A 26514-nucleotide genomic window follows, 5' to 3' on the forward strand; every position below is an offset into this window, starting at 1 on the left:
ACCCGAGAGATCGAGCACGATGAATACGCCGCTGCCATCCACCGCCCCTTTCGGCCGCGGCCCGCAGGCCACGAACCGCGAGTCGTTCCGGGCTGCGCGCCGCAAGGCCGCGATGCGCGCATTGCTGCTGGCTTTACCGTTGCTGATCTTTCTGCTGGTGACGTTCGTTGCCCCGATCGCGAGCCTGCTGGCGCGCAGCGTGCGAAACCCTGAAGTGCGCACCGGCATGCCGCAGTTGAGCGCAACGCTGGCCGGATGGGACGGCGCGGGCTTGCCCGGCGAACCGGCCTTCGCCGCACTCGCGCACGACCTGAAGGACGCCAGCGAATCCGGCCAGCTCGGCAATATCGCGCGGCGCATGAACTTCTATCAACCGGAGTTCCGCAGCCTGCTGTTCAAGACGGCGCGTGCCACACGTTCGGAGACGCCGGCGCAATGGAAACCCGCCCTGATCGATCTCGATGAACGCTGGAACGCGCCGGAAACCTGGCGTCTGCTCAAGCGTGCGTCGATCTCGCCCACACCCGACTATTTGCTGAACGCCGTCGACGCGCAAGTCGCGCCTGATGGTTCGGTGACGTCCGTCGCGGCGGACAGCGCCATCTTCCGCGCGGCCTTTGGGCGCACGGTCACGATCAGTGCGACGGTCACGCTGCTGTGCCTGGTGCTGGGCTACCCGGTGGCTTATCTGCTCGCGACACTGCCTGAGAACCAGAGCAACCGGCTGATTCTGTTCGTGATCGTGCCGTTCTGGACCTCGCTGCTGGTGCGCACCACCGCGTGGTATGTGCTGCTGCAACCCGGTGGCGTGATCAATAGCGCATTGCTCCGCTTCGGGATCATCAACCATCCGCTGCCGCTGATTTTCAATCGCACGGGTGTGTTGATCGGCATGACGCACATCCTGCTGCCCTACATGATCCTCGCGATCTTTTCGGTCATGAAAGGCGTGCCGCCCGTGTACATGCGCGCGGCGAAATCGCTCGGCGCGCATCCGGCCGTGGCCTTCGTGCGCGTATATATTCCGCAGACGCTGCCGGGTGTCGGCGCGGGATGTTTTCTCGTGTTCGTGCTCGCGCTCGGTTATTACATTACTCCCGCCCTGCTAGGCGGCGCCGGCGACGAAATGATCAGCCAACTGATCGCGTCGCAGACCAACGATCAGCTCAACTGGGGACTCGCGGGTGCGCTGTCGTGCTATCTGATCGCATTCACGGCGGTGTTCTATTTCATCTTCAACCGGCTGGTCGGTATCGACCGCTTGCGCTTCGGCTAACGCGCCGCGCAAACGCCGCTAGCTGGTTGTCGCTCATTCGGATAGTCGATCAACAGGCAGACTCAGATGAAAGACGGACGAACCCGGCTACTCTCGGAACGCATCTCGGGCGCGGGACTGCGCGTGCATTGCGCGCTGATTTTCTTTTTCCTCGTCGCGCCGATCCTCGCGATCGTGCCGCTGTCGTTCAACTCCGGCTCGTTCTTCTCGTACCCGATGCAGGGCTTCTCGCTGCGCTGGTACGCGCAGGCGCTGAGTTCGCCAGACTGGCAACGCGCGTTTGCGAACAGCATCGGCATCGGCGCGGCGTCGACGCTGATCGCGACGGTGCTCGGCACGCTGGCCGCGCTCGGCCTGAGCCGCGTGCAGTTCCCTTACCGCTCGATCATCATGCCGATCATCGTGTCGCCGATGATCGTGCCGATCGTCGTCGTCGCGGCGGGGTTTTATCTGGTCTTTTCGCCGCTCGGGCTGGTCAATTCGTATACCGGCGTCGTGCTTGCGCATGCCGCGCTCGGTACGCCCTTCGTGGTGATTACCGTGACCGCTTCGCTGCTGTCGTTCGATCAAAGCCTGCTTCGCGCGGCGTCGGGTCTGGGTGCGCAGCCGTGGGTCGCGTTTCGTCGCGTCACGCTGCCGCTGATCGCGCCCGCCGTCGCAACCGGCAGTGTGTTTGCATTCGCGACATCGTTCGACGAAGTGATCGTCATTCTGTTCATCGGCGGCCCGGTGCAGCGCACCGTGCCGCGGCAGATGTGGAGTGGCATCCGTGACCAGATCGACCCGTCGATCCTCGCCGTGGCCACCCTGCTGATGGCGTTCGCGATCGCCCTCTTCGCCTGCATGAACTGGCTGCGCAAGCGCGCGGCGGCGGCCAGCCGTTCGTTTGCCTGAGCCGACCGTTGCGCCACTGCGATGGCGTCGACATGCGACTTGATGGCCTCCCTCTGACCGTCGGGCGTTGCCAGCCTCTTTGCGGCGAAGCCGGAACTCCTGGCGCGGCGGTCCTTGACAGTTAGTTGCAGTTTTATTAAGAAATATATTGAGCGCGTGAGTGCGTGGCGATATGCTTCGCATCGCCGCTAAACCACATGCAACGACCGAGGGTCGCGAAGGAAACGACAACATGCGATTGCGACGCATCACCGCACGACGCTCACCCGTGCATGGCATGGGACTGTTCGCGCTGCAGCCGATCGCCGCGGGCGAACGGGTCATCGAGTACAAGGGGGAAGTGACCAGCTGGCGGCGCGCCGCCGCCCGCCAGCGAGCCGACGCGGGCCACACGTTCGTGTTCGGTCTGTCCGATGGACGCGTGATCGACGGCAGCCGCGGCGGCAACAGCGCGCGGTATCTGAACCATGCGTGCGCCCCCAACTGCGAGGCCATCGAAACGGGCGACCGGGTGTTCATTCATGCGCTCGCCACGATCGCCCCCGGGGAGGAGCTTTTCATCAACTACGGTCTGTCAGTGGACGGTGCGGTCACCGACGAGGTTCGCGCCCAGTACGCGTGTCATTGCGGTGCACCGGCATGTCGTCGAACCATGCTGGGAAATGACGGGTAGTCGTCGTAGTGCTGCGGCCGGGAAGGACTGGGCGCATCTGCTAACGGTGCACCCTTCGCGTATCGCGGAAGCGGACGCTCATCAGCTCGGACGGCCGTGGGCCGTGCAGTCATCAGACAAGGCGCAGGAAACTAAATTGTCGAGAACTCGTAGTCTCGCTCAACAAGGCAAATACGGGTTTTGTAGGATTCGTACCATTTTTCCCGCCCGGCCTGTTGTGCTACCAGATGCATTGAATCCTGTTTCCAGGCGGCGATGGATTCGAGGCTATCCCAATAGGAAACCGTAATTCCGAGTTCCTCCCGCGCAGACTCGACGCCCAGGAATCCGGGCTGTCTTGCGGCCGCTTTGACCATTGCATCGGCCATGTCTCCGTACCCGTTGTCCCCGGGGGTTCGGATGGAGGTGAAGATCACCGCGTAATAGGGAGTGGCTCTCGTCTTCGCTATAGACATTGTTACCATCCTTTGGTCTTTTGCTGTTGATGGCTTTGAGTGCACATTGTCAACGATCAGTGTCACGTCGTCGACTGACCGTTCGTGGCGGGCAGTCGCATTCGTCCCCTCGCCGGAAAGCTGCGATTGAAGACCCCAACGTCAGCACTGAAGTAAGTTCGCGGAACGGGTGATCTCGGCCATCTGCGGTCATTGGGCCTTGCATTTTAAAGGGCAATTGAGCGTCGGCTATGCAGCACACCGCGGACATCGGCTCCCTTCCCGTCGAGATCAACCGTCACCGCGCTGACGCCCGACGCCTTTCGACGAAGCAACGCTCCACCGGCGCTCACGTATCAGATGGTCGAGCGACAAGGTTCCGGCACCACGACACAATAGGACGAGCAGCATTGCTGCCCACTGAATATGTGTCGGCCAGGCCTGAGGGTACACAAAGATTTCGATCACAGAGGTCATCCCGAGCAGAACCAATGCGGCGGGCCTGACGCCCAGGCCGAGCACCAGCAACACCGGCATGCTCAGCTCTATCGATACGGTAATGTGCGCTGCCACATCCGGCGGCAGCAACGGCAGCCTGTATTCGTCGCGAAACAGTTGTAGCGCCGCATCCCAGTTTGCGAGCTTGGTCATCGCCGAATTCCAGAATATCGTTGCAACCGCGAGGCGCAGCGGAATGGCCAGCAGCCAGTAAGGCACGTTTTCCAGCCACTGAACTGCGCGCTGAAATACGCTACGGCCGTCTGCAGGGTTGGAAAGGCGAGTCATGTTGACGATCCCTGGACGAACCGCATACGGCTGGCAGTCAGCGACGTCTGCACGACGCACCCACGCGCCAGGTATGCGCCGATGAGCGCATACCCGTCCGCTTCGGGCGCACATGCCAGCGCCGCGTGGAGCGCTTCGCCTGCAAAAAGCGCTTTGCTGATGCGCCACTCTCCAGTGCACAAACGCAGCGTATCGACGCCTTCGTTCACGCGTTGCACGAGCAGATGCACCGGGCCGTCCGCGAGCACGATCGCGCGCAGCGCCGCGTCGTCCTGCTGGAGCACCGCACGCCAGATGGTGTCGGCGGGCGAGTCGCAACGCAGCAGCCGCGTGGCCGGATGAAGCGACAACCGCAGCGAGCCGAGCGCGTCCTCGTTGAGCCCAGCGAAACAGGCTGGATCGAGCGGCGCGATGTCGGGCGCGTGCAGCACGCCATTCACCTGGCATTCGAGCTGCGCGACGTCGACCACATACGGCACCGATGAGAGCAGCGGCATCTGCGCGAGGAACGTCGGGAAGTCCGCGCCATATTCGTCGAGCCATGCACTGCGCGGTGGCGCGGTGCGGATGAACAGGCGCACCGCGCCCTCGAAGAACTCCGCGCCGAGCAGACGTTGCACGGCGGGAAAGACGAGCCGCAGCGCATTGACCATCACGCCTTCCGCGGTGTTCCGGTAGATGTTCAGGCGTGCCAGCGGATCGAGTCCGTCGGCCAGCACCGTGCAGGCCGCGTCTTCATCAGCGCTTTCACTGGCACCTTCGAGCAGGCTGCGACGCATGGCCTGTTGGAGATCAGCCAGCGATGGCGTGCGCATACTCATGGCGAACCGCCTCCAGTGCCGATTCCGCCGTTGCGGCCTCTTCGATGAGAACTTCGAGCGGCGGCACGTCGGTGTCCCATTCGATCAGCGTCGGCACCGGCCCGAAACGTTGTAGCGCAGCCGCATAGAGCGCCCACACCTGCGCCGCGACACGTGAGCCGTGATCGTCGATTCGCAGGATCCGGCCGCCTTCTAATTGCCTCACGCTGTGGCCCGCAAGATGGATTTCGCCGATGGCCTCCGGCGGCAGCGCGTCGAGATACGTGTGCGGATTCCATCCATGATTGCACGCGCTGACGTAGATGTTGTTCACGTCGCACAAGAGTCCGCATCCCGTGCGTTGCGCGAGATGCGCGAGGAACTCCCACTCCGGTATTGTCGAATGCGCGAAGCGAAGATAAGTGGACGGATTCTCGACGAGAATCCGCCTGCTGAGCGCCGTCTGCATCCGATCGACGTTGCGACACACGACGTCGAGCGATTCTTCGGTCATCGGCAACGGCAACAGATCGGCCAGATACGTACCGCCCGTCACGCTCCACGCAAGATGTTCGGAGACGAGGCCGGGCTGCACACGCGCGACGGCCTCGCTCACGCGTGCAAGATGTGCGGCGTCGAGCCCATCGGCGCTGCCGAGCGAGAGGCCTACGCCGTGCAGGGAGACCGGATATTCGCGGCGAATTGCATCCAGATAGCGCGTAGCCGGCCCGCCGCCCATGTAGTTTTCAGTGTGCACCTCAAACCACGCCGCGGCCGGTCGTTCGTCGAGCACGGCGCGATGATGGCGAAAACGCAGTCCCACGCCGGCCCTCGAAGGAATCGGGCCGGCTGGCGCGCGCGGGCGGGCATCCGTTGCGCTCATGGCCGCGGCGCCCCTCAACCTGCCTTCGCCTGACCGCCGGCGATCTTGCTGCAATCGCCCGCCGGCAACAACACGAATGACTTCGGGTCGCGCGCCTGAGTGGCCTGGCCAGCGCACGAGTGCGCCCCTTCGGCACAGTCGTTCTTCGCGACCGCGTTGATGCCGTAGCACTTTTCGAGGTGGTTCTGTGCCATTCTGGCCATGTTGTCCTTCACGACCTGTGGCGGGTTGCCCATACCCTGCGCCTGCGCGGGCAGCGTCTGCATCGCGAACGCCACGCCGACTGCGGCGGACAGCGACGAAATGGTCAATGAGGACTTGCTCATAATGTCTTCTCCGAGGGTTGGGATCGCGAAGCTGCGATCTCCTAAGCAGATTCGGTCCGAAGCGGCCAAAGGTTACGCCGCGCGCCGATTATTTTTTTGACCAATTGCCTCTTCCACTGAGTGCAACGATGGCCGGCTATCGACACCGCAGCGCCGCGCGCAAGCTGCCCGAGCGGTCCGCACCGGCAGGCGGGGAACCGAGCGGCGCCATGCTGGATGACGCAACGCGGCCCGACGGCACGCCCGACTGGTCCGTCTTGATGGCGCGCGCGCAGCAAGGCGATCGCGACGCCTACCGGCGCCTGCTGCAGAGCATGACGCCGTATTTGCGCAGCCTTGCGATTCGTCATGGTGTCCATCCCGACGCCGTCGAGGACGTCGTGCAGGACATCCTCTCCACCGTGCATCTCGTACGCCATACCTATGACCCTGCGCGGCCGTTCGGACCTTGGCTGCTGACTGTCGCCATGCGCCGCGTCGTCGATACGCTGCGCCATGATGGACGTCATGACGCCCGCGAAGTGCCGCTGGACGATGAACATGAAACCTTGGCCGACCCCACAGCGAATCTGATGGAAGAGGCCAGCGATGCGCGCATGCTGCGCGAGACAATCGAACGCCTGCCGCCAGGGCAGCGCGACGCGATACGCTTGCTCAAACTCGAGGAAATGTCATTGAAAGAGGCGGCTGTGGCGAGTGGAATGACCGTTGCCGCGTTGAAGGTCGCGGTACATCGCGGGCTGAACGGCCTGCGCAAGCTCCTGACGCAGGGAGACCGCAAATGAGTCCGACCTCCGATCTGATCGAATCGCTGGTTGCCGACGCGAAGCCGGTGCGCCCGCTTCGCGCGCCCGCAGTGCGGGCGTCTGGCTGGCTGCTGTTCGCCACACTCGTGCTCATTCTGGTCGGCGTGGCGCACGGTGTGCGGCCCGATCTCGCGACGAAGCTCCAGCAGCCGGCGTTCGTGACGAGCGTGGCGGCAGCCGCGTTGACGGGCATTTTCGCTGCCGTTGCATCGTTCGTTGCCAGCGTACCGGGAAGGTCGCTGCGCTGGCTACTGTTGCCGCTGCCCGCGCTGGTGGCGTGGGTAGCGACGATCGGCTACGGATGCTTGACAAACTGGGTGGAGCTCGGACCGGACGGCGTGTCGCTGGGCGAAACCGCGCGCTGTTTTGCGACGCTCGGCCTCACGGGCATTCCGCTCTCGCTCGCCCTGCTCATCATGCTGCGCCACGTTGCACGGCTTGCGCCCGCTCTGGTGGTGATGACGGGAAGCCTGGCCGTGGCCGCGCTCACGGCTGTGGCGCTCTCGATGTTTCATCCGCTCGACGCGACAGTCATGATCCTGGTGTGGAATTTCGGCGTCGCGGCGATGCTGTTGTTGATCAGCGCGCGATACTCCCGAAGATTGCTCGCGTGGGTGATATCGCCTGTCCGGTGACAGCATTGGTGGGCCTCGTCGTATTGAGCGCGCGACGGTCGCGCCGGCATTCGGATAGCGAATCGTCCATCAAGATGAAAACGACTACCCTCTACCGTGGTCATTGTCCGGATCGGTGTTCGAGATCTCTGCGAATTGCAGAAGATTGGCTTCCAGACAGAAGTTATACGGCAACCCACGTACAGGCGCGGTCGCGCATCCGACAGCGGGAAAACGCAGTCTTGTGGATTCCGTTGAACGCGTTCAAGATCGAATAGCGCGCGTTTCGCACGCGCGGACACACCATTCCGCGGTTCGAAAGATTCGACATCACGGTGAGGGAGAACCCTATGAAAACACCAGGTCGTGTCCCCGCTTTCAGTCGGCGCACCATACTCAAAGCAACTGCCGCAACAGCCGCACTGCAATTGACGCCGCCCTTCATCATCAAGGCGCGCGGCGAAGCTCCGTTGCGAATCGGCATGGTCGATCCGCTGACGGGCGTTTATGCTGCAGTAGCACAGAATGAAGTGACGGGCGCACGGCTTGCCGTTCAGCAGATCAATGCCCAAGGCGGCATTCTGGGACGCCCCGTGGAGCTCATGGTCGAAGACTCGGCAAACGACGTCGGCACCGGCGTGCAGAAGGCACGCAAGCTGATCGAACGCGATCAGGTCACGTTCCTCATCGGCGACGTGAACTCCGGTATCGCCCAGGCCATTTCTCAGGTCAGCAATGAGAAGAAGGTGCTGCATATCGTTTCGGGCGGCCACACCGATACGATCACGGGCGTCGACTGCAAATGGAACGTTTATCGCGTTTGCAACACGACCAGCATGGAGGCGAACGCCGTCGCGAACCTGCTGTTCACCAAGTACGGCAAGAAGTGGCATTTCATCACACCGGACTACGCGTTCGGCCACACGCTGCAGAAGGCCGCGGCCGCGGATCTGCAGAAGCTCGGTGGCACGATGACCGGCAACGAGCTCACCCCGCTCGGCACGACCGACTTCTCCGCCTATCTGATCAAGGCGCGCGCGGCGAACCCCGACGTGCTGCTCGTGCTCCCGCAAGGCTCCGACATGGTCAACTGCCTGAAGCAGATCGCTCAGTTCGGTATCGGCAAGAGCATTCACGTCGCCGGGCTGCAGCAGGAGCTCGAATCGCTCGAGGCGATGCCGCCGGACGCGCGTGTCGGCATCTGGATGTTCGAGTGGTACTGGAAGCAGCCCGGGGTGCCGGGAGTCGAGAAGTTCGTGGCCGACATCCGCAAGGTGAACGGCGGTAAGGTTCCCACCGCGCGTCACTGGTTCGGCTATACATCGGTGCATACCCTGGCCGCCATCGCCAACAAGGAAAAGACGCTCGACGCCAGAAAGCTCGCCGAAGCGCTCGGCGGCTTCGAATTGGCGGACGACGTCAAGTTGCAGCCGAACAAGTGCTACTACCGCAAGGGGGATCACCAGCTGATGACGTCGTCGTTCGTGGGCGAAGCGCTATCCCAGCCGGCCGGCGACCCGGAAGACCTGTTCCGCGTGGAACGCGTGATCGCGGGTGACAAGACCGCACCTCCCGAGAGTGAAACGGGCTGCAAGCTGCAGTGGCCCTCCTGATAACGCAAATGCCCGGCGGGATCGCCGGGCGCGGTTCTCATTGCGCAAGCGGAAGCGAAGCACGGGCGCCACGGGCGCCATAACAAGAATGGTGGGCGATGACTGAACTGCTGCTCTTCAACGTCACCAACGGTCTGATCATCGGCGCGTTTTACGTGCTGATGGCGCTCGGGTTATCGCTCATTCTCAACCTGAGCAACGTCATCAACTTCGCTCACGGCGGCTTCCTCGTTGCTGGTGGCTACGTTGCCTATACGATCACGCCCTACGTCGGCTTCTGGGGCGCGCTGCTGATCGCGCCGCCGTGCATCGCGCTGATCGGCCTCGCCATCGAACGGGTGCTGATCCGGCGAGTCTATGGGCGCGACCCGCTCTACAGCCTGCTCCTGACGTTCGGCCTTGCCTTCATCTTCGAGGACGGCACCCGGTTCATCTGGGGCGCGCAAGGCAAACCGGTGACCATTCCATCGGTGCTGTCCCAGCCTTTGAGCAACACGTTGTTCTTCATCACCGGCTATCGCCTCTTCATGGTCGTCACGGTGGCGGCGACCGTAGCGCTGCTTTTCGTCCTGCTACGCTATAGCCGACTCGGCATCCGTATCCGCGCCGGTACCCTCGACCTCGAAACCGTGGCAGCGCTCGGCATCAACGTGGGCAGGCTGCGTTCGTTCAATTTCGCCGTCGGCGCCTTTCTCGCCGGTCTGAGCGGCGTGCTCGCCGCCGGCCAGCTTGGCCTGGAGCCGACGATGGGAACCGGGCTCCTGATGCCGAGCTTCATTGCAATCATCGTCGGCGGCGTTGGCAGCCTCACGGGCACGCTGCTCGGCGGCCTGCTGATCGGCGTCGCCTCAGGCATCACGGCGGTGTTTCTGCCCGCGGCAAGCGAAGCGATCATCTACGTGCTGATGGCCGTCGTGCTGCTGCTGCGCCCCCGCGGCCTGCTCGGCGAGGAGGGCATGCTGACATGAGCGCAGCGCGACAGGCGAGGCACCGCAGACTGATCACGCTTGCGGCGATCTGGGCCGTGTTGCTGCTCGCTCCGTACTGGATGCCGCCGCTCGGAGGCTACACCGCGCTTGGCACACGGGTGCTCGTGCTGGGTCTCGCGGCGATGTCGGTGAATTTTCTGCTCGGCTTCACCGGCGTGCTGTCGTTTGGTCACGCTGCGTATTTCGGGTTGGGTGCGTATGGCGCAGGCCTCGCGCTGAAATTCGTTGCACCGAGCACGCCGTTCGCTCTTCTGTGCGGAACGCTGCTCGGCGGGATCGCCGGCGCGCTGCTCGGTGCGCTCTGCGCGAGGCGGCGCGGTGTCTATTTCGCGATGGTCACCATCGCCTTCGGACAGGTCTTCTACTACATCGCGTTCCAATGGAGTTCGTTGACAGGCGGCGACGACGGTCTGCGCGGATTTTCGCGCGTGCCGCTTTACCTTGGCATCACGACCATCGACATCCTCTCGAATGCCGATGCGTTCTATTACTTCGTGCTGTTTTGCCTCGCGCTGGCGGTCGGTCTGATGGGCTTCATCCTGCGTTCCCCATTCGGGCGCACGATGATCGCAATCCGCGAAAACGAACGGCACGCGCGCTTTCTCGGCATTCCCGCCGATCGCCATATCTGGATCGCTTTCACTCTCTCCTGCTTTTTCATGGGGTTCGCCGGTGCGCTCTATGCACTTCTGAACAACTTCGCCGACCCGCGCGGGCTGCATTTCAGCCAGTCCGGCGACTTCGTCATGATGGCGGTGATGGGCGGCATGCGCAGCCTGTGGGGACCGCTTCTCGGCGCCGCGGTATTCGTCGTGCTGCAGGACTACCTGTCGAGCATCACCGTCAACTGGATGTCGTTCGTCGGCATGCTGTTCATCGCGATCGTGCTGTTCTTCCCTCGGGGTCTGCTCGGCGTTCTGCGCCGCAGGAGCGAATCATGAGCGTTCTGGAAGTCACGCACGTGAGCAAGAGCTTCGGCAGCCTCGCTGCGGTACGCGACGTCTCGCTTGCGGTCGAAGCAGGCGAGCTGCGTGCCATCATCGGACCGAACGGCGCCGGCAAGACTACTTTCTTCAATCTCATCAGCGGCTTCTTCCGGCCGACCACGGGAACGATCGTGTTCGACGGACAGGACATCACGGCGGTCCCGGCGTATCGACGCGTCGCGAGCGGCATCGCCCGCACGTTCCAGATTACCGAGATCTTTCCCGCACTCACGGTGTTCGAAAACGTGCTCATCAGCGCGGAGGTTGCGGCTGGATACCGCTTGCGGCCGTGGGTCGGCCGCGCCGAAAGAACCCGAGTGCGCGAGTGTGTCGAAGAAGCACTGGAACTCACCGGGCTAGCGGCAAAAAGCGGCCGGCTCACCGGCGAGCTCGCGCACGGCGACCAGCGCGTTGCTGAAATCGCCATGGCGCTCGCGCTGCGCCCTCGCCTGCTGCTGCTCGACGAACCCACCGCAGGCATGGGCGGCGAGGAGACCTACGAAATTACCCAGCTGATTCGCCGTCTGCGCAGCGGCGGCAAATTCACGATCGTGCTGATCGAGCACGACATGCGCGTGGTGTTCCATCTTGCCGACCGGATCACGGTGCTCGACCGGGGCTCACTGCTCGCCGAGGGCGCGCCGGCGGAAATCGCGGCGAACGAGGTCGTGCAGGTGGCGTATCTGGGTGACGTGGCATGAACATCGCGCTCACCGCCGAGGAACTTCATACCTACTACGGCAAGAGCCACATCCTCCACGGCGTGAGCCTCGCGGTCGAGGAAGGTCGGATCACGGCATTGCTTGGCCGCAACGGCGCGGGCAAGACCACGACGCTGCGGACCCTGATGGGTCTGACACCCGCACGCCGGGGGCGCGTGACGATCTTCGGCGCGGACACGACACGCTGGCCGACGTTCCGGATCGCCGCGAACGGCGTGGGCTATGTCCCCGAAGGACGAAGAATCTTCGCCAATCTCAGTGTCGAAGAAAATCTCCGTGTGCCGCTTGCGCGCAGCGGGCCCTGGACGATTGCGCGCATATACGAGCTGTTTCCACGGCTTGCCGAACGCAAGGAAAGCCGCGGACGTCAGCTTTCCGGTGGCGAACAGGAGATGCTGTCGATTGCCCGCGCGCTGCTGCTCAATCCCCGGCTGCTGATTCTCGATGAGCCCTCTCAGGGCCTGGCGCCTCTGATCGTGCGCGAGGTGTTTCGGGTCGTGTCGCAGATGCGCGACGAAGGGATTTCGGTCCTGCTCGTCGAGCAGAACGCGCACATGGGCCTCGCGATTGCCGATCATGCTTACGTGCTCGACGACGGCGGTATCGTCTATGCCGGCCGTTCACGCGACCTGGCCGCCGATGAAAGCCGGGTTCGCGCGTTGACCGGTGCGAGTGCCGAAGGTTGAAGAGGATCGCCCGCGTTTCGACGTAGCTCGGCCGCTACCCGCCTGCCCTCACCTCTTCAAGCCGCCGTGCGCGCCTGCCGCGCAGCGGCCAGCGTGCCACGCAACCCTTCGAACGAGTAGAGCGCGAGGGCTGCCCAGATTGCGCCGTAGCCGATCGCGCGCACGGACCCGAACGGCTCGCCGTAGATCAGCACGCCAGTGAGGAGCTGAAGCGTGGGCGTCACGTACTGGATCAGGCCGAGCATCGAGAGCGGGATGCGTCGCGCCGCAGCCGCGAAGAGCAGCAGCGGCACGGCCGTGATAGGTCCGGCGGCGGCCAGCAGCAGTTGCAGCCCGAGCGACGCATGCGTGAAATGGCTCGCGCCGGCCATGCCGATCACCATCAGATAGACGATCGCCACGGGAAAGAGCAGCACCGTTTCGAGTGCGAGGCCTTCGAGCGCGCCGAGCTTTGCGGTCTTGCGCAACAGGCCATAGCCGCCGAACGTCAGCGCGAGCGCGAGGCTGATCCACGGCGGCGCGCCGTTCTGCCAGGTGAGCCAGGCCACGCCGAGCGCCGCAAGCGCCACCGCGCACCATTGGAGCGAGCGCATCCGCTCATGCAGGAAGACGAAGCCGAACAGCACGTTGATCAGCGGATTGATGAAGTAGCCGAGGCTCGCCTCGACGATATGGCCCGCGTTGACGGCCCAGATGTAGATGCCCCAGTTGGCCGAAAGCAGCGCGGCACTTGCGGAGAAGCGGCCGATCAGGCGCCTGTCGCGCAGCGCGGGCCGCAGCCACGCCCAGTGGTGTCGCGCGACGAGCACCGCAAGGATGAACACGAGCGACCACGCCATCCGGTGGGCGAGCATCTCGAGCGCGGGAATCTGGTGGAGCGTCTTGAAGTAGACGGGAAAGAGCCCCCAGATGACGAAGGCGGAAAAGGCGTAGACGATGCCGGGATTCATGGTTGGTTGTAGTTGGCCGGTGCGCGTGGTCGGTGCGAAGGCGCGTCGGCGGCAAAGGTTTTCGCGCAGATTTTACCCGTGCGGTGCAGCCTCCGCTAAGCGCATCGTCGTCAAAAAGGGCCTGCTCTCGCCGTTCAGCGAGCTTTGCTTTTGCTGCCTACGATGTACATGTCGTCTTCGCAGAATGATGGAGCGACCTTGGCGGCGACAACGCGGTCCAGTTCGCCCTACGCGACGACGATCAGGGCAATCGTTTGGAGACAGCCATGCATTTCGACTACCAGCAGTTCCACATCGACGCGTCACCTCTCGATGAAGGCGGCCGCTATTACGCTCGCGCAAAGATCTACCGGCGCGCGTCGGCGAGTGGCGAGGCCGTCGAGGTAAAGTATTCGGGCGACCTCGGCGATTACCCCTCCGACGTGGATGCGATGGAGGCGGCGCAGCGTTGGGCGATTCAGTGGTGCGACGCGAACTCCGCTTAGGCGTCACTGTCAGGCCCATGCTGTTCCTGGGTCCCGCTGATCCCCAGCGAAATAAGCGGCGCATAATGCAAACATCCCTTTGTCAGGACGATGGAGGTGAATGTGACAACCTTTGCTATCGACGCCGTTCGCATCAACCCGGCGAACGACAGGTTCACCCACGTGCGTTGGGCTCCCGTCGATCCGTCGACGCGTGAATGGCTGTCCCCCCCTGCGATCGTGGAGGTGGTCGAAGTCGTCGCCGCGATCCGCCGGGGAGATGTCGTTTGGTCCCTTTTTACACTTGGCGGCACACGGTATCTCGGGCCAAAAATCGTATGTGTCTCTCACACCGACGGACCCGCCGGGATCGACACGGATGTCCCGGGCGATCATGTCGAAAAATGCATCGACGATTTGCCGCACCTTTGACGGCATACCTTTGAGGCCGTCGGGCAGCCGCTAGAATTGCGGTTTTAGCCCGGAATACGTCAATGTCCTTTGCCTCGCTTGGCCTGATCGATCCCCTGCTGCTTAACGTGCAGGGCCTCAATTACCAGACTCCTACGCCGGTGCAGGCCAAGGCGATTCCCGCCGTGCTCGGTGGCAAGGACGTGATGGCTGGGGCACAGACCGGCACGGGCAAAACCGCGGGCTTTGCGCTGCCGCTATTGCAACGGCTGGTGCAATGCGGCCCGGCGGTGTCCAGCAATCGCGCCCGTGTTCTGGTGCTGGTGCCCACGCGTGAACTGGCTGAACAGGTGCTGCAAAGCTTCATCGCTTACGGCAAAGGCCTCGACTTACGATTTCTGGCCGCCTACGGCGGTGTGAGCATCAACCCGCAGATGATGAAATTGCGCAAAGGCGTGGATGTGCTCGTTGCCACGCCGGGCCGTCTGCTAGATCTCAATCGCCAGAACGCAGTGCAGTTCGATCAGGTACAAACGCTGGTGCTGGATGAAGCCGATCGCATGCTGGATCTGGGCTTTGCGCGCGAACTCAACGCCGTGTTTGCCGCCTTGCCCGCTCAGCGCCAGACCCTGCTGTTCTCCGCCACGTTTACCGATGATATCCGCGCGATGGCGGCGAAAATTCTGCGCGCCCCGGTCAATATCAGCGTCAGCCCGCCCAATGCCACCGCCAGCAGGATCAAGCAGTGGGTGGTGCCGGTGGATAAAAAGAACAAGCCCGACCTCTTCATGCACCTCGTGGCTGAGAACCGTTGGCAGCACGCGCTGGTGTTCGTCAAAACCCGCAATGGCGTCGATTACCTGGCGGCCGTGCTGGATGAAGCGGGCTATGCGGTCGACACCATCCACGGCGACAAACCGCAGCCCGCGCGCCTGCGTGCGCTGGAGCGCTTCAAGGCAGGCGAAGTACAAATGCTGGTCGCCACCGATGTGGCCGCTCGCGGGCTGGATATCGACGACCTGCCGCTGGTGATCAACGTTGATCTGCCGATCGTGGCGCAAGACTACGTGCACCGTATTGGCCGGACTGGCCGCGCGGGCGCCAGCGGCGTGGCGGTGTCTCTCGTGTGTGCCGATGAAGCGCCGCAACTGGCCGCGATTGAAGCGCTGATCCGGCAAACGCTGCCCCGTAAAGAAGAGCCGGGTTTCGAAGCCGAACACCGCGTGCCGCAAACCAGCGCGACGGGCCAGATCATCAAGAAGCCCAAAAAGCCCAAGACGCCCAAGGTGCCGCAAGCCGCACCGGGCGCCATGCAGCCGCTCGGCAAAAAACCGCGCCGGCAAAGTGGCGAAAACCAACGCAAGCCTGCGGCGCAGCGCGCTGCGGCCGTGGGCAAAGGCGCACGCTCGTCCAGCGGTAATTCATCGAGCGTGCAAAAGCCACGCAGCCAACCCGCCAGCAAGCCCGCTGCGGGTTCACGCAAGCCGGCTGGCAAGCCCGCTAGTGGCCGGGGCAAACGCCAACCCTGATCCGTTGCCGGGGCGACCGCGCGCTAAACTGGGTGCGTGCTATCGAAAAGTTCGGTGGGTCGAGCGCAAGACGATGAAATTCACCCGAATGATGATCGGCCTCGCCGTCACTTACCTGATCGTGTTAGCCGGAGTCGCCATCTTGCAGGATCGTTTGCTCTACTTCCCCCAGAAGGCCACGATCGAGGAGATCACCTCCGGCGGACTGCGCGCCTGGCCGACACCTGAGGCGTACCGGGGCCTCGTGGCGGAGCCGGACGGTTCCGCGCGCGCCACGGTCATCGTCTTTCATGGCAATGCCGGGCATGCCGGCCACCGCTCGTTCTATGCCGCAGCGCTCACCCGGCTCGGGCTGCGCGTGATTCTCGCCGAATATCCAGGCTACGGGCCGCGCACCGGTGCGTTAGGCGAAGCGAGTCTGGTCGACGATGCGCAACAAACCATCGCGCTCGCATATCGCCTCTATGGAGCGCCGCTCGTGCTGATCGGCGAATCGCTTGGGGCCGGCGTGGCGGCTGCGGCCGGCTCGCGCGAACGCGACAGGATCACGGGCATGATGCTGATCACGCCTTGGGATCGGCTCGAGCACGTCGCCGCTCATCACTTTCCGTGGCTGCCCGTGAGGTGGCTGCTGCGCGACCGATACGACAGCGTGACCCACCTGGCGTCGTTCGACCGCCCGATCCTCGTCATGGTTGCCGAACGCGACAGCATCGTCCCTGCGCGCTTCGGCGAGGCGCTTTACAACTCGCTGTCCGCACCGAGAAAACTGATGACGGTGAAGGCGGCTGACCATAACGACTGGATTGGCCACGTCGACCAAACCTGGTGGCGGGAGGCGACGGACTTCCTGCTCACGCCTTCGCATTGAAATATGAAGACGCCACCGGTCCCGTCCAGCTCGGAACGCATCTATGTTCTCGATGCGAAGAACCGGCCAGTCGAGGTGTTCGACCACGACGCGTGGTCGCGCTGGATGATGGAAAACGAACTGATCTTTCGCCGCACACTGCTGGACGACTACGGTGTGACGGTCACGACCCGCTTCCGTGGTGTGTCCAATCCGAAAACCGCGGAGGTTTTGCTGTTCGTAACGCGCGTCGCCGGAATGCAGACGCAAGACAACAGGAGCTACGGAGCACGTACGCTCAATGAGGCGCTGGAGCAGCATGAGCGCATCGTGCAGAAAATCCTCCGGAAAATGACGGGGCGGTGAACATCAGAGCACCGTCAGATGAAGCGTGAGTCGAATGGCATCGGCGAAACGTTCGCACTGATGCCGCCCGAGGCTCATATGAAGCTCACGCCGCCATTGACGGGGATCGTCTGGCCGGTAACGAAGCCGTTGCCGACGACCATTAGCACGACCTGGGCGACCTCGTCGGCTTCACCGAGGCGTCCAACGGGAAGCCGTTCCGCGACGTTGGCGGCCTTCAGCGGCGCGGCCATTTCCGTGTCGATCGGTCCCGGGGCCACGGCGTTTACGGTGATGCCTTCGCGGGCCAGCCGCGCCGCATAACCGCGTGTCAACCCTTCGAGGCCAGCTTTCGAGGCGTTGTAGTGCACACCCACCAACCCAGCGCCACGGGCAGCGGCCGACGACAGGTTGACGATGCGACCCCAGCGCTGTGCGCGCATTCCGGGCAGCACCGCCTGCGTGCACAGAAACGCCGATTTCAGATTGACCGCAAGCGTTCGATCGAATTCGGCTTCCGTGAGCCTATCGATATCGACGATCGTTCCGGTGCCCGCGTTGTTGACGAGAACACCGACGACGCCAAGGCGGTTTTCCACCTCATCGATCATTGCCTTGACGTCGGACGCGACCGATACGTCGGCTTGCACCGCGATTGCACGGCCTCCCGCACTTTCGATTTGCCCGACGATCTGAGCAGCCTCGTTCCCGCGTTGCCGATAGTTGACCGCCACTGCTGCGCCAGCCGATGCAAGCGAGAGGGAAACGGCGCGGCCGATTCCTCGCGATCCGCCGGTCACGAGGGCGACACGATCGTGCAAATCGGGCGAATGAGCGGGCATGGAAATCCTCCTGTCCTGTGGAACTATCAAAAGGAGCTGTGCTCGCGCAACGCAGCGTGCCGCTGCGTTGCGGTTCAAGTTACAACGTCACAGCGCAAACAGCCGCCCAAGATGAGGCTCGGAGTCCTCTACGCCGGCGAGCCGCAATGCGTGCCACGCCATCGCGTAGTTGCTCGAGATCACCGGCTTGCCGATCGCGGCTTCCAGCTCCGGAATCAACCCGGCAATGCGCAAGCTCGTGCACGATACGAAAATTGCGTCCACGTCACGATTGCGCGCAAGTCGCTCGACGCCAGTTCGCAACGACAATGCATCGATCCGCGCCACTTCGTTATCGTTCGCATGCTCGAACGACGCCATGCGCGAAATGCGGTGACCACGCGACTCGATATAGTCGCGCATGTATTCGTTGATCGAACGCACATAGGGCGTAAGCAAGGCCGTACGCTGGACGCCTAGCGCACGAAGCGCCGCCAGCGCCGCGGTAATCGGCGTGGTGCACGCGGCGTCCGCACGCGCTTCGCGAATCCGCGCGAACACCTTGTCTTCCCCGATCACCATCGACGCGGACGTGCAGCCAAACGCCACCACGTCGATACGCTCGGCCGGACGGATCAGCGCGACCGCAGGTGCGATACGGTCCTCCATTTCCGCTAGCCGTTCAGGCGTGATGTCCGCCGAGTTATACACACGGCTTTCGTAGAACGCCACGCCCTCCTGCGTCATCAAGCCCCGCCACTCATGCTCAATCGTATGATCGGTCGCGAGCACCACGAGCCCAATCGCGGCGCGACGGCAGATGCCGTCGTCCAGCGTGAAATCGAGCCTCGTGTACACGTCGTCATGCTGTGCAATCGCACTCATTTCGGAGTCGTCCTGTCTTGTCGCGTTCGGCTTCGCGAGTCTCTGCCGTCACTGCCTCTTAAAGGTAGAGGATCGAAGGCGCCTTTGTGTAACGGTTTATACGCAAATACCCTATACCGTCTCAACGCACCCCGGCTCCTATCATAAAAGCAGCGCTTTTTGTGTCCGCGCTCCGGTGCAAACCAGCCGTCACGCTGTTGACCTGGTGGGTATGAATCACTGAATCACTCGCAATCACCCCATTTCCGTCCGCTTTCCGATGTCACCGGTATGCCCGTGTGGCGGATCGTCCGATCCCTCTCACAAAAGGAGTCGCTAACATGTTTGCTCAGACGATTGGCTGGTCCGGTGCAGAGCGCGGCTCGCGGCGAACGACTGTCGCGGGCATCGCGGCCGCCGTGGCCCTGCTTGCGGGCATGGTTCCCGGTTCGGCGCTGAGCCAGGGCGCCACCATCAAGATCGGCGTGCCGGTTCCGCTGTCGGGTAGCAGTGCCAATGCCGGCACGGATATCGTCAATGGCGCGAAGCTCGCCGCCGCCAAGATCAACGCGGCCGGCGGCGTGCTCGGCAAGCAGATCGAGCTGGTGCCCGAGGACGACGCCTGCGATGCGCAGACCGCGGTGCAGGCGGCACAGAAACTCGTCGATGCGGGCGTTGTCGCGGTAGCGGGCGGCTATTGCTCCAGCGCGGCGCTGCCGGAATCGACAACCTTTCATCGCGCCGGGATTCCCTACGTGCTGGATGCGTCGACCAATCCGCAGCTGACCGAGATGGGGTACGACAACGTGTTCCGCACGATCGGCCGTGACGACCAGCAGGGTCCGTTCGCGGCAAGTTTCATGAAAGACGTGCTGCACGCGAAGCACGTGGCGGTGATCGACGACAACACGACCTATTCCAAAGGCCTCGCCCAGAACACGGTGCAAGCGCTGAAGAAGGACGGCGTCGATGTGGTGTACGCCAATTCGATCACGCCCGGTCAGATGGACTACTCACCGACGCTCACACGGGTCTCCTCACTCAAGCCTGACGTAATCTACTACACGGGCTATTTCTCCGAAGCCGGCCTGATCGTCAAGGAGGCGCGGCAACTGGGTCTGAAAATGACCTTCATGGGCGGCGACGCCACCAATGACCCGACCCTGATGAAGACAGCCGGTCCCGCCGCCGACGGCATGATCATCACGACCGCCCCGCTCGCGCAGTTCCTGAGCGGCGCGCACGCCTACGTCGATGACTATACGAAGGCATACGGCCAAGGGCCGGGACCGTACTCGGTCTATGAATACGATGCGGTCGGGGTCACGGCGAAAGCCATCGCGGACGCGAAGTCGGCACAGCCTGCCGCGATCACCGCTGCTCTGCACAAGATCCAGAACTACCCGGGCGCGACCGGAACGATTGACTTCAATCCGAAGGGAGACCGCAGCAAAGCCGTGTACATCACCATCGTCGTGCACGACGACAAGTTCGAGCCCTACCAGAGGCAGGATGCGAGCGGACATTGGGTGGCGATGAAGTAGATGCGCTTGCGCACCCCGCGCCGTCATGAGCGACTTCTTCCAGTTCGTGATCGAAGGGCTGACGACCGGCTCGTTCTACGCGCTCGTCGCCCTCGGCTACACGATGGTCTACGGAATCATCCGGCTGATCAACTTCGCTCATGGCGACCTGTTCATGGTCGGCGCGTTCATCGGCTGGACCGGCCTGATGGTGCTGGCGTCCGCGCATCTGCCGCTCGCCCTCGCACTGCTGATCGCTCTGGCGGCCGCCATGACGGTCACGGGCGCGCTCGGCCTGCTGATCGAGCGGCTCGCGTATCAGCCGTTGCTGCGCGCGCCGCGGCTGTCGATTCTGATCACCGCGCTGGGCGTCTCGCTGGCGCTGCAAAATGGGGTGCTGCTGATCTACGGTGCGGGCTTTCGCACCTATCCGCATGTGCTGAGCCAGGCGGGGTTCGAGCTCCACGGCGTGCAGATCACCTTCGCGCAGATCGGCATCATCGTCGCGAGCCTGGCCCTGATGCTGGCACTGTATTTCTTCGTTCATCACACGTTCCTCGGGACCGCGATGCGGGCGCTGGCCATCGATCAGGACGCCGCGCGTCTGATGGGCATCGACGTCGAACGCCTGATCCAGCTCACCTTTCTGCTGGGGTCGGTGCTGGCCGCCGTGGCGGGCGTGATGGAAGGGCTTTACTACACGCAGATCAATTTCTTCATGGGTTTCGTGCTGGGCCTGCGCGCGTTCACCGCCGCCGTCCTCGGCGGCATCGGCAACATCCCGGGCGCGATGGCGGGCGGCATCCTGATCGGCCTGCTCGAAGCCTTCGGCGCGGGCTATGTCTCTTCGCAGTGGACCGACGTGTTCGTCTTCGGCGTGCTGATTGCCGTGCTCGTGATCAAGCCGACCGGGCTGTTCGGCGAACGCGTCGTCGAGAGAATGTAGTTCATGAGCGCCCGTCAGGCTTCCGCGCGCTGGGCCAGGCCTGTCGGCGCTGCGCTGCTGGCCGCCGCCGTCGCGCTGCCCGCTGTCGCCAGCAACTATGTCGTCGATGTCGGCCTGACCATCGTCACCTATTCGATCCTGGGTCTTGGGCTGAACATCGTCGTCGGTTATGCCGGACTGCTCGATTTGGGCTACGCGGCCTTCTTCGCGATCGGCGCGTACACGACGGCGTTGCTGGAAACCCTGCTGCACTTCTCGTTCTGGGAAACGCTGCCGTTCAGTCTGGCGTTCACCGCGGTATCGGGCATCGTGATCGGCTACCCCACCCTGCGCTTGCGCAGCGACTATCTGGCGATCGTCACGCTGGGGTTCGGCGAAATCACGCGTATCGTCGCCACCAATCTGGACATCACGGGTGGCCCGAACGGCATCTTCGGCATCGCGAGCCCGAGCCTGTTCGGCTTCGAGATCAGTTCGCCGCAAGCGCTCTACGAACTGGGCATGGCGTTCCTCGTGGTGGTGCTCGTGTTCGCGGTCCGGCTCGGCCGGTCGCGGCTGGGCCGCGCCTGGACCAGCATCCGCGAGGACGAGGCGGCTGCCGAGGCCGTCGGCGTGCCGACGCTGCGTGTCAAGCTGCTCGCCTATGTGATGGGCGCGTTGATCGGCGGGCTGGGCGGCAGCCTGTTCGCCGCCCGCTTCGGCACCATCGATCCGACCGGCTTCACGTATCTGCAATCGGTCACGATCCTGATCGTCGTCGTGCTCGGCGGCCGCGGCAGCATTCCGGGCGTGATCCTCGGCGCCATCATCGTCGCCGGCTTGCCGGAAATACTGCGGTTTCTCAACCTCTGGCGCATCTTCGCTTTCGCGATCGGGCTCGTGGTCCTGATGCTGCTAAGGCCGCAGGGCTTGTGGCCAGCGCCGTTGCGCCGCGTCGCGCCGGCGCGCAAGGGCGCTGACGCCGATCGGGCGCCGGCGCCCAGCCACGCCGTCACCGATGAGACCTTGCTGGAGGTGCGCGACATGCAGCGCCGCTTCGGCGGCGTGCTGGCGGTCGGCGGGGTCAGCTTCACGGTGAAGAGCGGCGAGATCGTGAGCCTGATCGGTCCGAACGGCGCCGGCAAGACGACCGTGTTCAACTGCCTGACCGGCGTGATCCGCCCGACCGGCGGCCAGATCGTCTGGTGCGGAGAACGGCTTGCCGGCGGCGCGCCCCATCGCATCGTCCATCAAGGCATGGCGCGCACCTTCCAGGGCATCCGCCTGTTCGGCCACATGACGGCCTTCGAAAACGTGCTGACCGGCATGGATCATCGGCTTCGGACACCGCTCGCCGCCGAGCTTCTGGCGTTGCCGTCCGCGCGCGCCGAGGCCGCGGACCATTCCACCGAGGGCCTGCGCTGGCTCGCCTTCGTCGGTCTTGCCGGCAGGTCGGGCGAGCGCGCCGCCGATCTGCCCTACGGCGACCAACGCAGGCTTGAGATCGCCCGTGCGCTCGCCAGCAGCCCTCGCCTGCTGCTGCTCGACGAGCCCGCAGCGGGCATGAACCCCACAGAGAAACGCGCGCTGATGGAACTGATCCGGCGAATCCGGGATCATGGCGTGACGGTGCTGTTGATCGAGCACGACATGATGCTGGTGATGGGCGTGTCGGACCGGATCATCGTGATGGATCACGGCGTCATCATCGCCGAGGGCCCGCCCGCCGCGATCCAGGCGGACCCGCGTGTGATCGATGCCTATCTCGGCACAGCCGAAAAGGACGAGGCGAGCGACGATACCGCCGGGGAGAAATCGCTGTGGGACTCCTAGAAATCCGCGATCTGCGCGTCAGCTATGGGACTGTCGAAGTGCTGCACGGCATCTCGCTGGACGTCGCACAGGGCGAGGTCGTCGCGTTGCTCGGCAGCAACGGCGCGGGAAAAACCACCACACTGCGGGCGATTTCCGGATTGATCCGGCCGCGCGCGGGCAACATTGCGATGGATGGCCAGCGCCTGATGGGATTGCGCGCACATCAGATCGTGGCGCTGGGCTTGGGTCATGTGCCGGAGGGGCGGCGCATTTTCGGGGCGCTGACGGTGGAGGAAAACCTGCATCTGGGCGGCTATCTGATCCGGCGCGACAGTACGGCATTGCAACAGCGAAGGGATCAGCTGTATGCGACTTTCCCCCGGCTCGGCGAGCGCCGCAGCCAGCTGGCGGGCACGCTCAGTGGCGGCGAACAGCAGATGCTGGCGATTGCCCGAGCCCTGATGCTGCGCCCGCGTATCGTGGTACTGGACGAACCGTCGATGGGACTCGCGCCAAAGCTGGTCCGCGCGATCTTCGGCATGGTCGCCGACATCTGCCGCGAAGGCACGTCGATACTTCTGGTCGAGCAGAACGCCCGCCAGGCGCTGCGAATCGCGCATCGGGCTTACGTGCTGGAAAGTGGGCGCATTGCGCTCGCGGGCTCCGCCCGCGAGCTGGCTCAGGACAGCCGCGTCCGCGCTGCCTATCTGGGGGGCAGTGCCATGTCGGCAGAGTAACCCGCCAACTAATGAGTTCAAGGGAGAACGCATGATGCTGAATTACCCTGCTGCCTATCAGTCCACCAAAGGCTCGGCGCTCGACGTCGACAAGACCTTCTATCAGCGCATCGCCTCACAGCACGACACCCGCACGCTGGTCGAATCGATCGTCGTGCCGATCCGTTCGGGGCGAGCGTGGACCGTGCCGGCCGGGCACGTGTTTCGGATCGTCACGATCGAAGGCCCGCAGGTTGCCGACCTGAACATATGGAACCGACACAACCCGCGCGAGCGCATGTGGGCGTCGCGCACGCGCCAGTTGCAGCAGGCGCACGTGAGCACGTTCGACCGTCTGTGGTCGACGCTGCCATTCCTGCGTCCGATGGTGACCATCACCGATGACAGTCTCGCCAGCTACGGCGTCGACGAGCACGGCGGCCGCGTCCACGATCTGCTCGGCACGCGCTGCGATCCGTACGTGAACCGCATGCTGACCGGCGAGGATTTTCATTTCCACTGCCACTCCAACCTGACGCGCGCCATCGCCCCGTATGGCTTGACCGAGTACGACGTCCACGACGTGCTCAACGTGTTCCAGTGCACCGGCCTGAATCTCGACGACAAATACTTCATGAAGGCGTGTCCGGCAAAGAAAGGCGATTACCTCGAATTCTTCGCGGAGATCGACTTGCTGTGCGCACTGTCGACCTGTCCGGGCGGCGATCTGTCAGTGCCGATGTGGGGGCCCGACGCGCGCGATCCTCTGGAAGTGTGCCGGCCGCTCGGCATCGAGGTCTGGCAACTCGCGCCGCAGATGCTGGACGGGTGGACGCCGCCGGCTGTGGCTGCCTACAAGGGACAGCACGGAATGGTGCTGAATCAGCCGCAATGGAAGTGAGACTGCCGCAGCCCCCTTGTATCTCAGGACATTATGAAAATTATCGTGCTCGGCGGCGGGGTGGTCGGTGTGACGACTGCGTACCAGTTGCAGAAAGATGGCCATGAGGTCGTGATCATCGAGCGGCAGCCTTTAGTCGCCGCGGAAACCAGTTGGGGTAACGCGGGCATGATCGCGCCCGGGCATTCCTTTGTCTGGTCCTCGCCCAGAGCGCCAATGATTCTGCTCAAATCGCTGGTGCTGAAAGATCAGGCGTTGCGCTTCAAGTTCTCGGCGGACCCGAGGCTTTACAGCTGGTCGTGGCGTTTCCTGATGGAATGCACATCGGAGAAGGCACGCCGCAATACCCTGCTCAAGCATCGGCTTGCCGCGTATTCTCAGCGAGTACTACAGGATGTGGTCGCCGAGGAGGCCATCGAATACGATCGAAACGAGCGCGGAATTCTCTATCTCCATCGGACTCAGGAGGCGCAGGACCGCGGAATCGAACATATGAAACTGCTGGAATCCGACGGGCAAGTCATCAGGGTCCTCAGCCCCGATGAGGTGGTCGCGCTCGACCCGTCGCTGGCTTCGGCAAAAGACAGGATAGCGGGCGCCATTCACTGCCCGACCGATGAGACCGGGGACCCGGCGAAGTTCACCCGCGCCCTTGCGGAAAAGGTCGTCGCGCGTGGCGGTACGCTTCTGACGGATGCGACGATCGACGGCTTCGAAACCGCCGGGCAGGACATAGCAGGCACGAGAACGAGCCGAGGCCTTGTCAAAGGCGACGCGTATGTGCTCGCCCTCGGCCCCTATAGTCCGGTTCTCGCCCGACAGATCGGCATCGATCTTGCGATCTATCCGATCAAGGGATACTCGCTGACGATTCCGATCGATGGGCGGCCCATGCCACCCGCCGTTGCAGCGGTGGACGAGCACAACCTGGTCGCAATCTCGCGCTTCGGCGATCGGCTCCGGGTCACGGCAACGGCGGAGTTTGCTGGCTACGACACGAGCCACAAGCCTTCTGATTTTGCCTTCATGAAGAGCGTGACGCAGGAACTCTACCCGGCCGGCGCCAACTACGATCGCGCCGAAATGTGGGCCGGGCTCAGGCCGATGACGCCAACGAACCTGCCGTTTTTTGGGCGCAAGAAGTACCGCAATCTTTATCTAAACACCGGCCACGGTCATATCGGCTGGACAATGTCACACGGATCGGCTCGAATCACGGCCGACCTGATCGCGGGACGAACCCCGGCGATTCCGATGGTAGGGCTGCTTTGCGACTGAGGGCGGCACCACTCGGGCCCCGCCTCAGGCCCGGCCGCCCAATCCTCGCATCCGCCGTGCGAAATGCGCGCGCTCCGCATCGTCCATCAGCGCGAGGAACTGATCCGCTTCCATATGAACCAGTTCTTCGTGATCGCCCGCCTCGAAGTACACGTCGGGCTGGCCTGCCAGACTCGACTCCAGGTAGGTTTTCATGCCATACGCCATACAAATCGGCGGCACCGCTCCCGCATCGCAGTCCTTGAACAATTCGCGCAGTTCGACTTCCGTGGCGAGAGCAAGCCGGCGCCCGGTCTTGCTCCAGAACTCGGAGAGCTGCACGGCGTAAGTCGATGGCAGCACGGCGGCCACATAGCCGTGTTCGTCTTCGAGCAGCACGGTCTTGGCAAGGCGGTCACCCGGAATGTGCGCCGCGGCAGCCGTTTCGACACTCGAGTGGCTGTACGGATGACGCACGACTTCGTAGCGGGAACCCTTGCTGCGCAGGCACTCCTGCAAGGTTGGCGACATCGCCATGGCACACCTCCTGTCGAATATCTGAAAAGGAATGAACACTTGCGATCTTTTCAGAATAGTTCACGCACCGGCAATCCGCACGCCAAGTGGCGCAAACGCCTAGAATGAAAGCACGGTT

At 63.5% G+C, this 26514-nt stretch carries 30 protein-coding genes; 21 read left to right on the forward strand and 9 right to left on the reverse strand.

What is annotated here, in order from left to right; genetic code table 11:
* Positions 1-19 precede the first annotated feature (19 nt).
* The 3 genes from AB3X95_RS10025 to AB3X95_RS10035 all read left to right on the forward strand — a co-directional run bounded on the left by AB3X95_RS10025 (position 20) and on the right by AB3X95_RS10035 (position 2843).
* Positions 20-1276, forward strand: coding sequence for an ABC transporter permease (locus AB3X95_RS10025; RefSeq protein ID WP_176122001.1), 1257 nt, complete (start codon positions 20-22; stop codon positions 1274-1276).
* Positions 1277-1342: 66 nt separating this feature from the next.
* Positions 1343-2170: an ABC transporter permease gene (locus AB3X95_RS10030; RefSeq protein ID WP_184227557.1), complete on the forward strand. Its 828-nt coding sequence runs from the start codon at positions 1343-1345 to the stop codon at positions 2168-2170.
* A 232-nt stretch (positions 2171-2402) separates the two neighbouring features.
* Positions 2403-2843, forward strand: a complete 441-nt coding sequence (locus AB3X95_RS10035) for an SET domain-containing protein (protein WP_176366574.1) — start codon at positions 2403-2405, stop codon at positions 2841-2843.
* Between the two features lie 131 nt (positions 2844-2974).
* On the opposite strand, the gene AB3X95_RS10040 is transcribed toward AB3X95_RS10035, so the two are convergent.
* The 5 genes from AB3X95_RS10040 to AB3X95_RS10060 all read right to left on the reverse strand — a co-directional run bounded on the left by AB3X95_RS10040 (position 2975) and on the right by AB3X95_RS10060 (position 6072).
* Complete coding sequence (locus tag AB3X95_RS10040; RefSeq protein ID WP_176366575.1) at positions 2975-3298, reverse strand: antibiotic biosynthesis monooxygenase; 324 nt, start codon at positions 3296-3298, stop codon at positions 2975-2977.
* 270 nt (positions 3299-3568) lie between these two features.
* Complete coding sequence (locus tag AB3X95_RS10045) at positions 3569-4063, reverse strand: DoxX family protein (protein WP_176121997.1); 495 nt, start codon at positions 4061-4063, stop codon at positions 3569-3571.
* Complete coding sequence (locus tag AB3X95_RS10050; RefSeq protein ID WP_368621225.1) at positions 4060-4884, reverse strand: putative DNA-binding domain-containing protein; 825 nt, start codon at positions 4882-4884, stop codon at positions 4060-4062. The genes AB3X95_RS10045 and AB3X95_RS10050 overlap by 4 nt, the downstream gene beginning before the upstream one ends.
* Positions 4856-5746 carry a DUF692 domain-containing protein gene (locus AB3X95_RS10055; RefSeq protein WP_368621226.1) on the reverse strand — a complete coding sequence of 297 codons (891 nt, stop codon included), beginning with the start codon at positions 5744-5746 and terminating at the stop codon, positions 4856-4858. Before AB3X95_RS10055 ends, AB3X95_RS10050 begins: the two co-directional genes overlap by 29 nt.
* Before the next feature lie 14 nt (positions 5747-5760).
* Positions 5761-6072, reverse strand: coding sequence for a DUF2282 domain-containing protein (locus tag AB3X95_RS10060; protein WP_368621227.1), 312 nt, complete (start codon positions 6070-6072; stop codon positions 5761-5763).
* 128 nt (positions 6073-6200) lie between these two features.
* Here AB3X95_RS10060 and AB3X95_RS10065 point away from each other — a divergent pair, with 128 nt between their 5' ends.
* The 7 genes from AB3X95_RS10065 (at position 6201) to AB3X95_RS10095 (ending at position 12488) form a co-directional block, all read left to right on the forward strand.
* Complete coding sequence (locus tag AB3X95_RS10065; RefSeq protein WP_176121993.1) at positions 6201-6857, forward strand: sigma-70 family RNA polymerase sigma factor; 657 nt, start codon at positions 6201-6203, stop codon at positions 6855-6857.
* Positions 6854-7513 carry an NrsF family protein gene (locus AB3X95_RS10070; protein WP_176121992.1) on the forward strand — a complete coding sequence of 220 codons (660 nt, stop codon included), beginning with the start codon at positions 6854-6856 and terminating at the stop codon, positions 7511-7513. Before AB3X95_RS10065 ends, AB3X95_RS10070 begins: the two co-directional genes overlap by 4 nt.
* A gap of 329 nt (positions 7514-7842) precedes the next feature.
* Positions 7843-9105, forward strand: a complete 1263-nt coding sequence (locus AB3X95_RS10075) for an ABC transporter substrate-binding protein (RefSeq protein ID WP_368621228.1) — start codon at positions 7843-7845, stop codon at positions 9103-9105.
* Positions 9106-9203: 98 nt separating this feature from the next.
* Positions 9204-10073 (forward strand): branched-chain amino acid ABC transporter permease, encoded by an 870-nt coding sequence (locus AB3X95_RS10080; RefSeq protein ID WP_176121990.1) that lies wholly within the window; start codon positions 9204-9206, stop codon positions 10071-10073.
* The gene (locus AB3X95_RS10085; RefSeq protein WP_368621229.1) at positions 10070-11035 is read left to right on the forward strand and encodes a branched-chain amino acid ABC transporter permease; all 966 of its coding nucleotides are present in this window, start codon (positions 10070-10072) and stop codon (positions 11033-11035) included. The genes AB3X95_RS10080 and AB3X95_RS10085 overlap by 4 nt, the downstream gene beginning before the upstream one ends.
* Positions 11032-11781: an ABC transporter ATP-binding protein gene (locus AB3X95_RS10090; protein ID WP_368621230.1), complete on the forward strand. Its 750-nt coding sequence runs from the start codon at positions 11032-11034 to the stop codon at positions 11779-11781. Before AB3X95_RS10085 ends, AB3X95_RS10090 begins: the two co-directional genes overlap by 4 nt.
* The gene (locus AB3X95_RS10095; RefSeq protein WP_368592028.1) at positions 11778-12488 is read left to right on the forward strand and encodes an ABC transporter ATP-binding protein; all 711 of its coding nucleotides are present in this window, start codon (positions 11778-11780) and stop codon (positions 12486-12488) included. The genes AB3X95_RS10090 and AB3X95_RS10095 overlap by 4 nt, the downstream gene beginning before the upstream one ends.
* 56 nt (positions 12489-12544) lie before the next feature.
* Here the strand turns inward: AB3X95_RS10095 and rarD are convergent, their stop codons facing one another.
* Positions 12545-13438 carry an EamA family transporter RarD gene (rarD, locus tag AB3X95_RS10100; protein WP_176366583.1) on the reverse strand — a complete coding sequence of 298 codons (894 nt, stop codon included), beginning with the start codon at positions 13436-13438 and terminating at the stop codon, positions 12545-12547.
* Between the two features lie 266 nt (positions 13439-13704).
* Here rarD and AB3X95_RS10105 point away from each other — a divergent pair, with 266 nt between their 5' ends.
* The 5 genes from AB3X95_RS10105 (at position 13705) to AB3X95_RS10125 (ending at position 17058) form a co-directional block, all read left to right on the forward strand.
* Positions 13705-13923 (forward strand): hypothetical protein, encoded by a 219-nt coding sequence (locus AB3X95_RS10105; protein ID WP_176111221.1) that lies wholly within the window; start codon positions 13705-13707, stop codon positions 13921-13923.
* A gap of 102 nt (positions 13924-14025) precedes the next feature.
* Positions 14026-14334 carry a hypothetical protein gene (locus tag AB3X95_RS10110; protein ID WP_176111222.1) on the forward strand — a complete coding sequence of 103 codons (309 nt, stop codon included), beginning with the start codon at positions 14026-14028 and terminating at the stop codon, positions 14332-14334.
* Positions 14335-14396: 62 nt separating this feature from the next.
* Positions 14397-15842 (forward strand): DEAD/DEAH box helicase, encoded by a 1446-nt coding sequence (locus AB3X95_RS10115; protein WP_368621231.1) that lies wholly within the window; start codon positions 14397-14399, stop codon positions 15840-15842.
* Between the two features lie 73 nt (positions 15843-15915).
* A complete protein-coding gene (locus AB3X95_RS10120; RefSeq protein WP_184227564.1) occupies positions 15916-16713 on the forward strand; it encodes an alpha/beta hydrolase in 798 nt (265 codons plus the stop codon).
* A 3-nt stretch (positions 16714-16716) separates the two neighbouring features.
* Positions 16717-17058, forward strand: coding sequence for a hypothetical protein (locus AB3X95_RS10125; RefSeq protein WP_184227565.1), 342 nt, complete (start codon positions 16717-16719; stop codon positions 17056-17058).
* Between the two features lie 74 nt (positions 17059-17132).
* Here the strand turns inward: AB3X95_RS10125 and AB3X95_RS10130 are convergent, their stop codons facing one another.
* Entirely contained in the window at positions 17133-17879 is a 747-nt protein-coding gene (locus AB3X95_RS10130) for an SDR family NAD(P)-dependent oxidoreductase (protein WP_176366586.1), read from the reverse strand.
* Positions 17880-17966: 87 nt separating this feature from the next.
* A complete protein-coding gene (locus AB3X95_RS10135) occupies positions 17967-18743 on the reverse strand; it encodes an aspartate/glutamate racemase family protein (RefSeq protein WP_176378238.1) in 777 nt (258 codons plus the stop codon).
* A gap of 320 nt (positions 18744-19063) precedes the next feature.
* Between AB3X95_RS10135 and AB3X95_RS10140 the strand changes: the two genes are divergently transcribed.
* Genes AB3X95_RS10140 through AB3X95_RS10165 form a run of 6 tightly spaced genes read left to right on the forward strand, consistent with a single transcriptional unit; the run spans position 19064 to position 25880 of the window.
* Positions 19064-20266: a branched-chain amino acid ABC transporter substrate-binding protein gene (locus AB3X95_RS10140; RefSeq protein WP_176121983.1), complete on the forward strand. Its 1203-nt coding sequence runs from the start codon at positions 19064-19066 to the stop codon at positions 20264-20266.
* Between the two features lie 25 nt (positions 20267-20291).
* Positions 20292-21191: a branched-chain amino acid ABC transporter permease gene (locus tag AB3X95_RS10145; RefSeq protein ID WP_176111229.1), complete on the forward strand. Its 900-nt coding sequence runs from the start codon at positions 20292-20294 to the stop codon at positions 21189-21191.
* Between the two features lie 3 nt (positions 21192-21194).
* The gene (locus AB3X95_RS10150; protein WP_368621232.1) at positions 21195-23003 is read left to right on the forward strand and encodes an ATP-binding cassette domain-containing protein; all 1809 of its coding nucleotides are present in this window, start codon (positions 21195-21197) and stop codon (positions 23001-23003) included.
* Positions 22991-23722, forward strand: a complete 732-nt coding sequence (locus AB3X95_RS10155) for an ABC transporter ATP-binding protein (RefSeq protein ID WP_176111231.1) — start codon at positions 22991-22993, stop codon at positions 23720-23722. Before AB3X95_RS10150 ends, AB3X95_RS10155 begins: the two co-directional genes overlap by 13 nt.
* A 34-nt stretch (positions 23723-23756) precedes the next feature.
* Positions 23757-24602, forward strand: a complete 846-nt coding sequence (locus AB3X95_RS10160) for a DUF1989 domain-containing protein (protein WP_176122199.1) — start codon at positions 23757-23759, stop codon at positions 24600-24602.
* Between the two features lie 33 nt (positions 24603-24635).
* On the forward strand, positions 24636-25880 hold the full coding sequence (locus AB3X95_RS10165; RefSeq protein WP_176366589.1) for a D-amino acid dehydrogenase: 1245 nt from the start codon (positions 24636-24638) through the stop codon (positions 25878-25880).
* Between the two features lie 24 nt (positions 25881-25904).
* Here the strand turns inward: AB3X95_RS10165 and AB3X95_RS10170 are convergent, their stop codons facing one another.
* Complete coding sequence (locus tag AB3X95_RS10170) at positions 25905-26396, reverse strand: aminoacyl-tRNA deacylase (RefSeq protein ID WP_176121979.1); 492 nt, start codon at positions 26394-26396, stop codon at positions 25905-25907.
* Positions 26397-26514: the final 118 nt, after the last annotated feature.

Origin of the sequence: Paraburkholderia sp. BR13444 (genome assembly GCF_040948755.1) — a bacterium.
GTDB lineage: Bacteria > Pseudomonadota > Gammaproteobacteria > Burkholderiales > Burkholderiaceae > Paraburkholderia > Paraburkholderia youngii.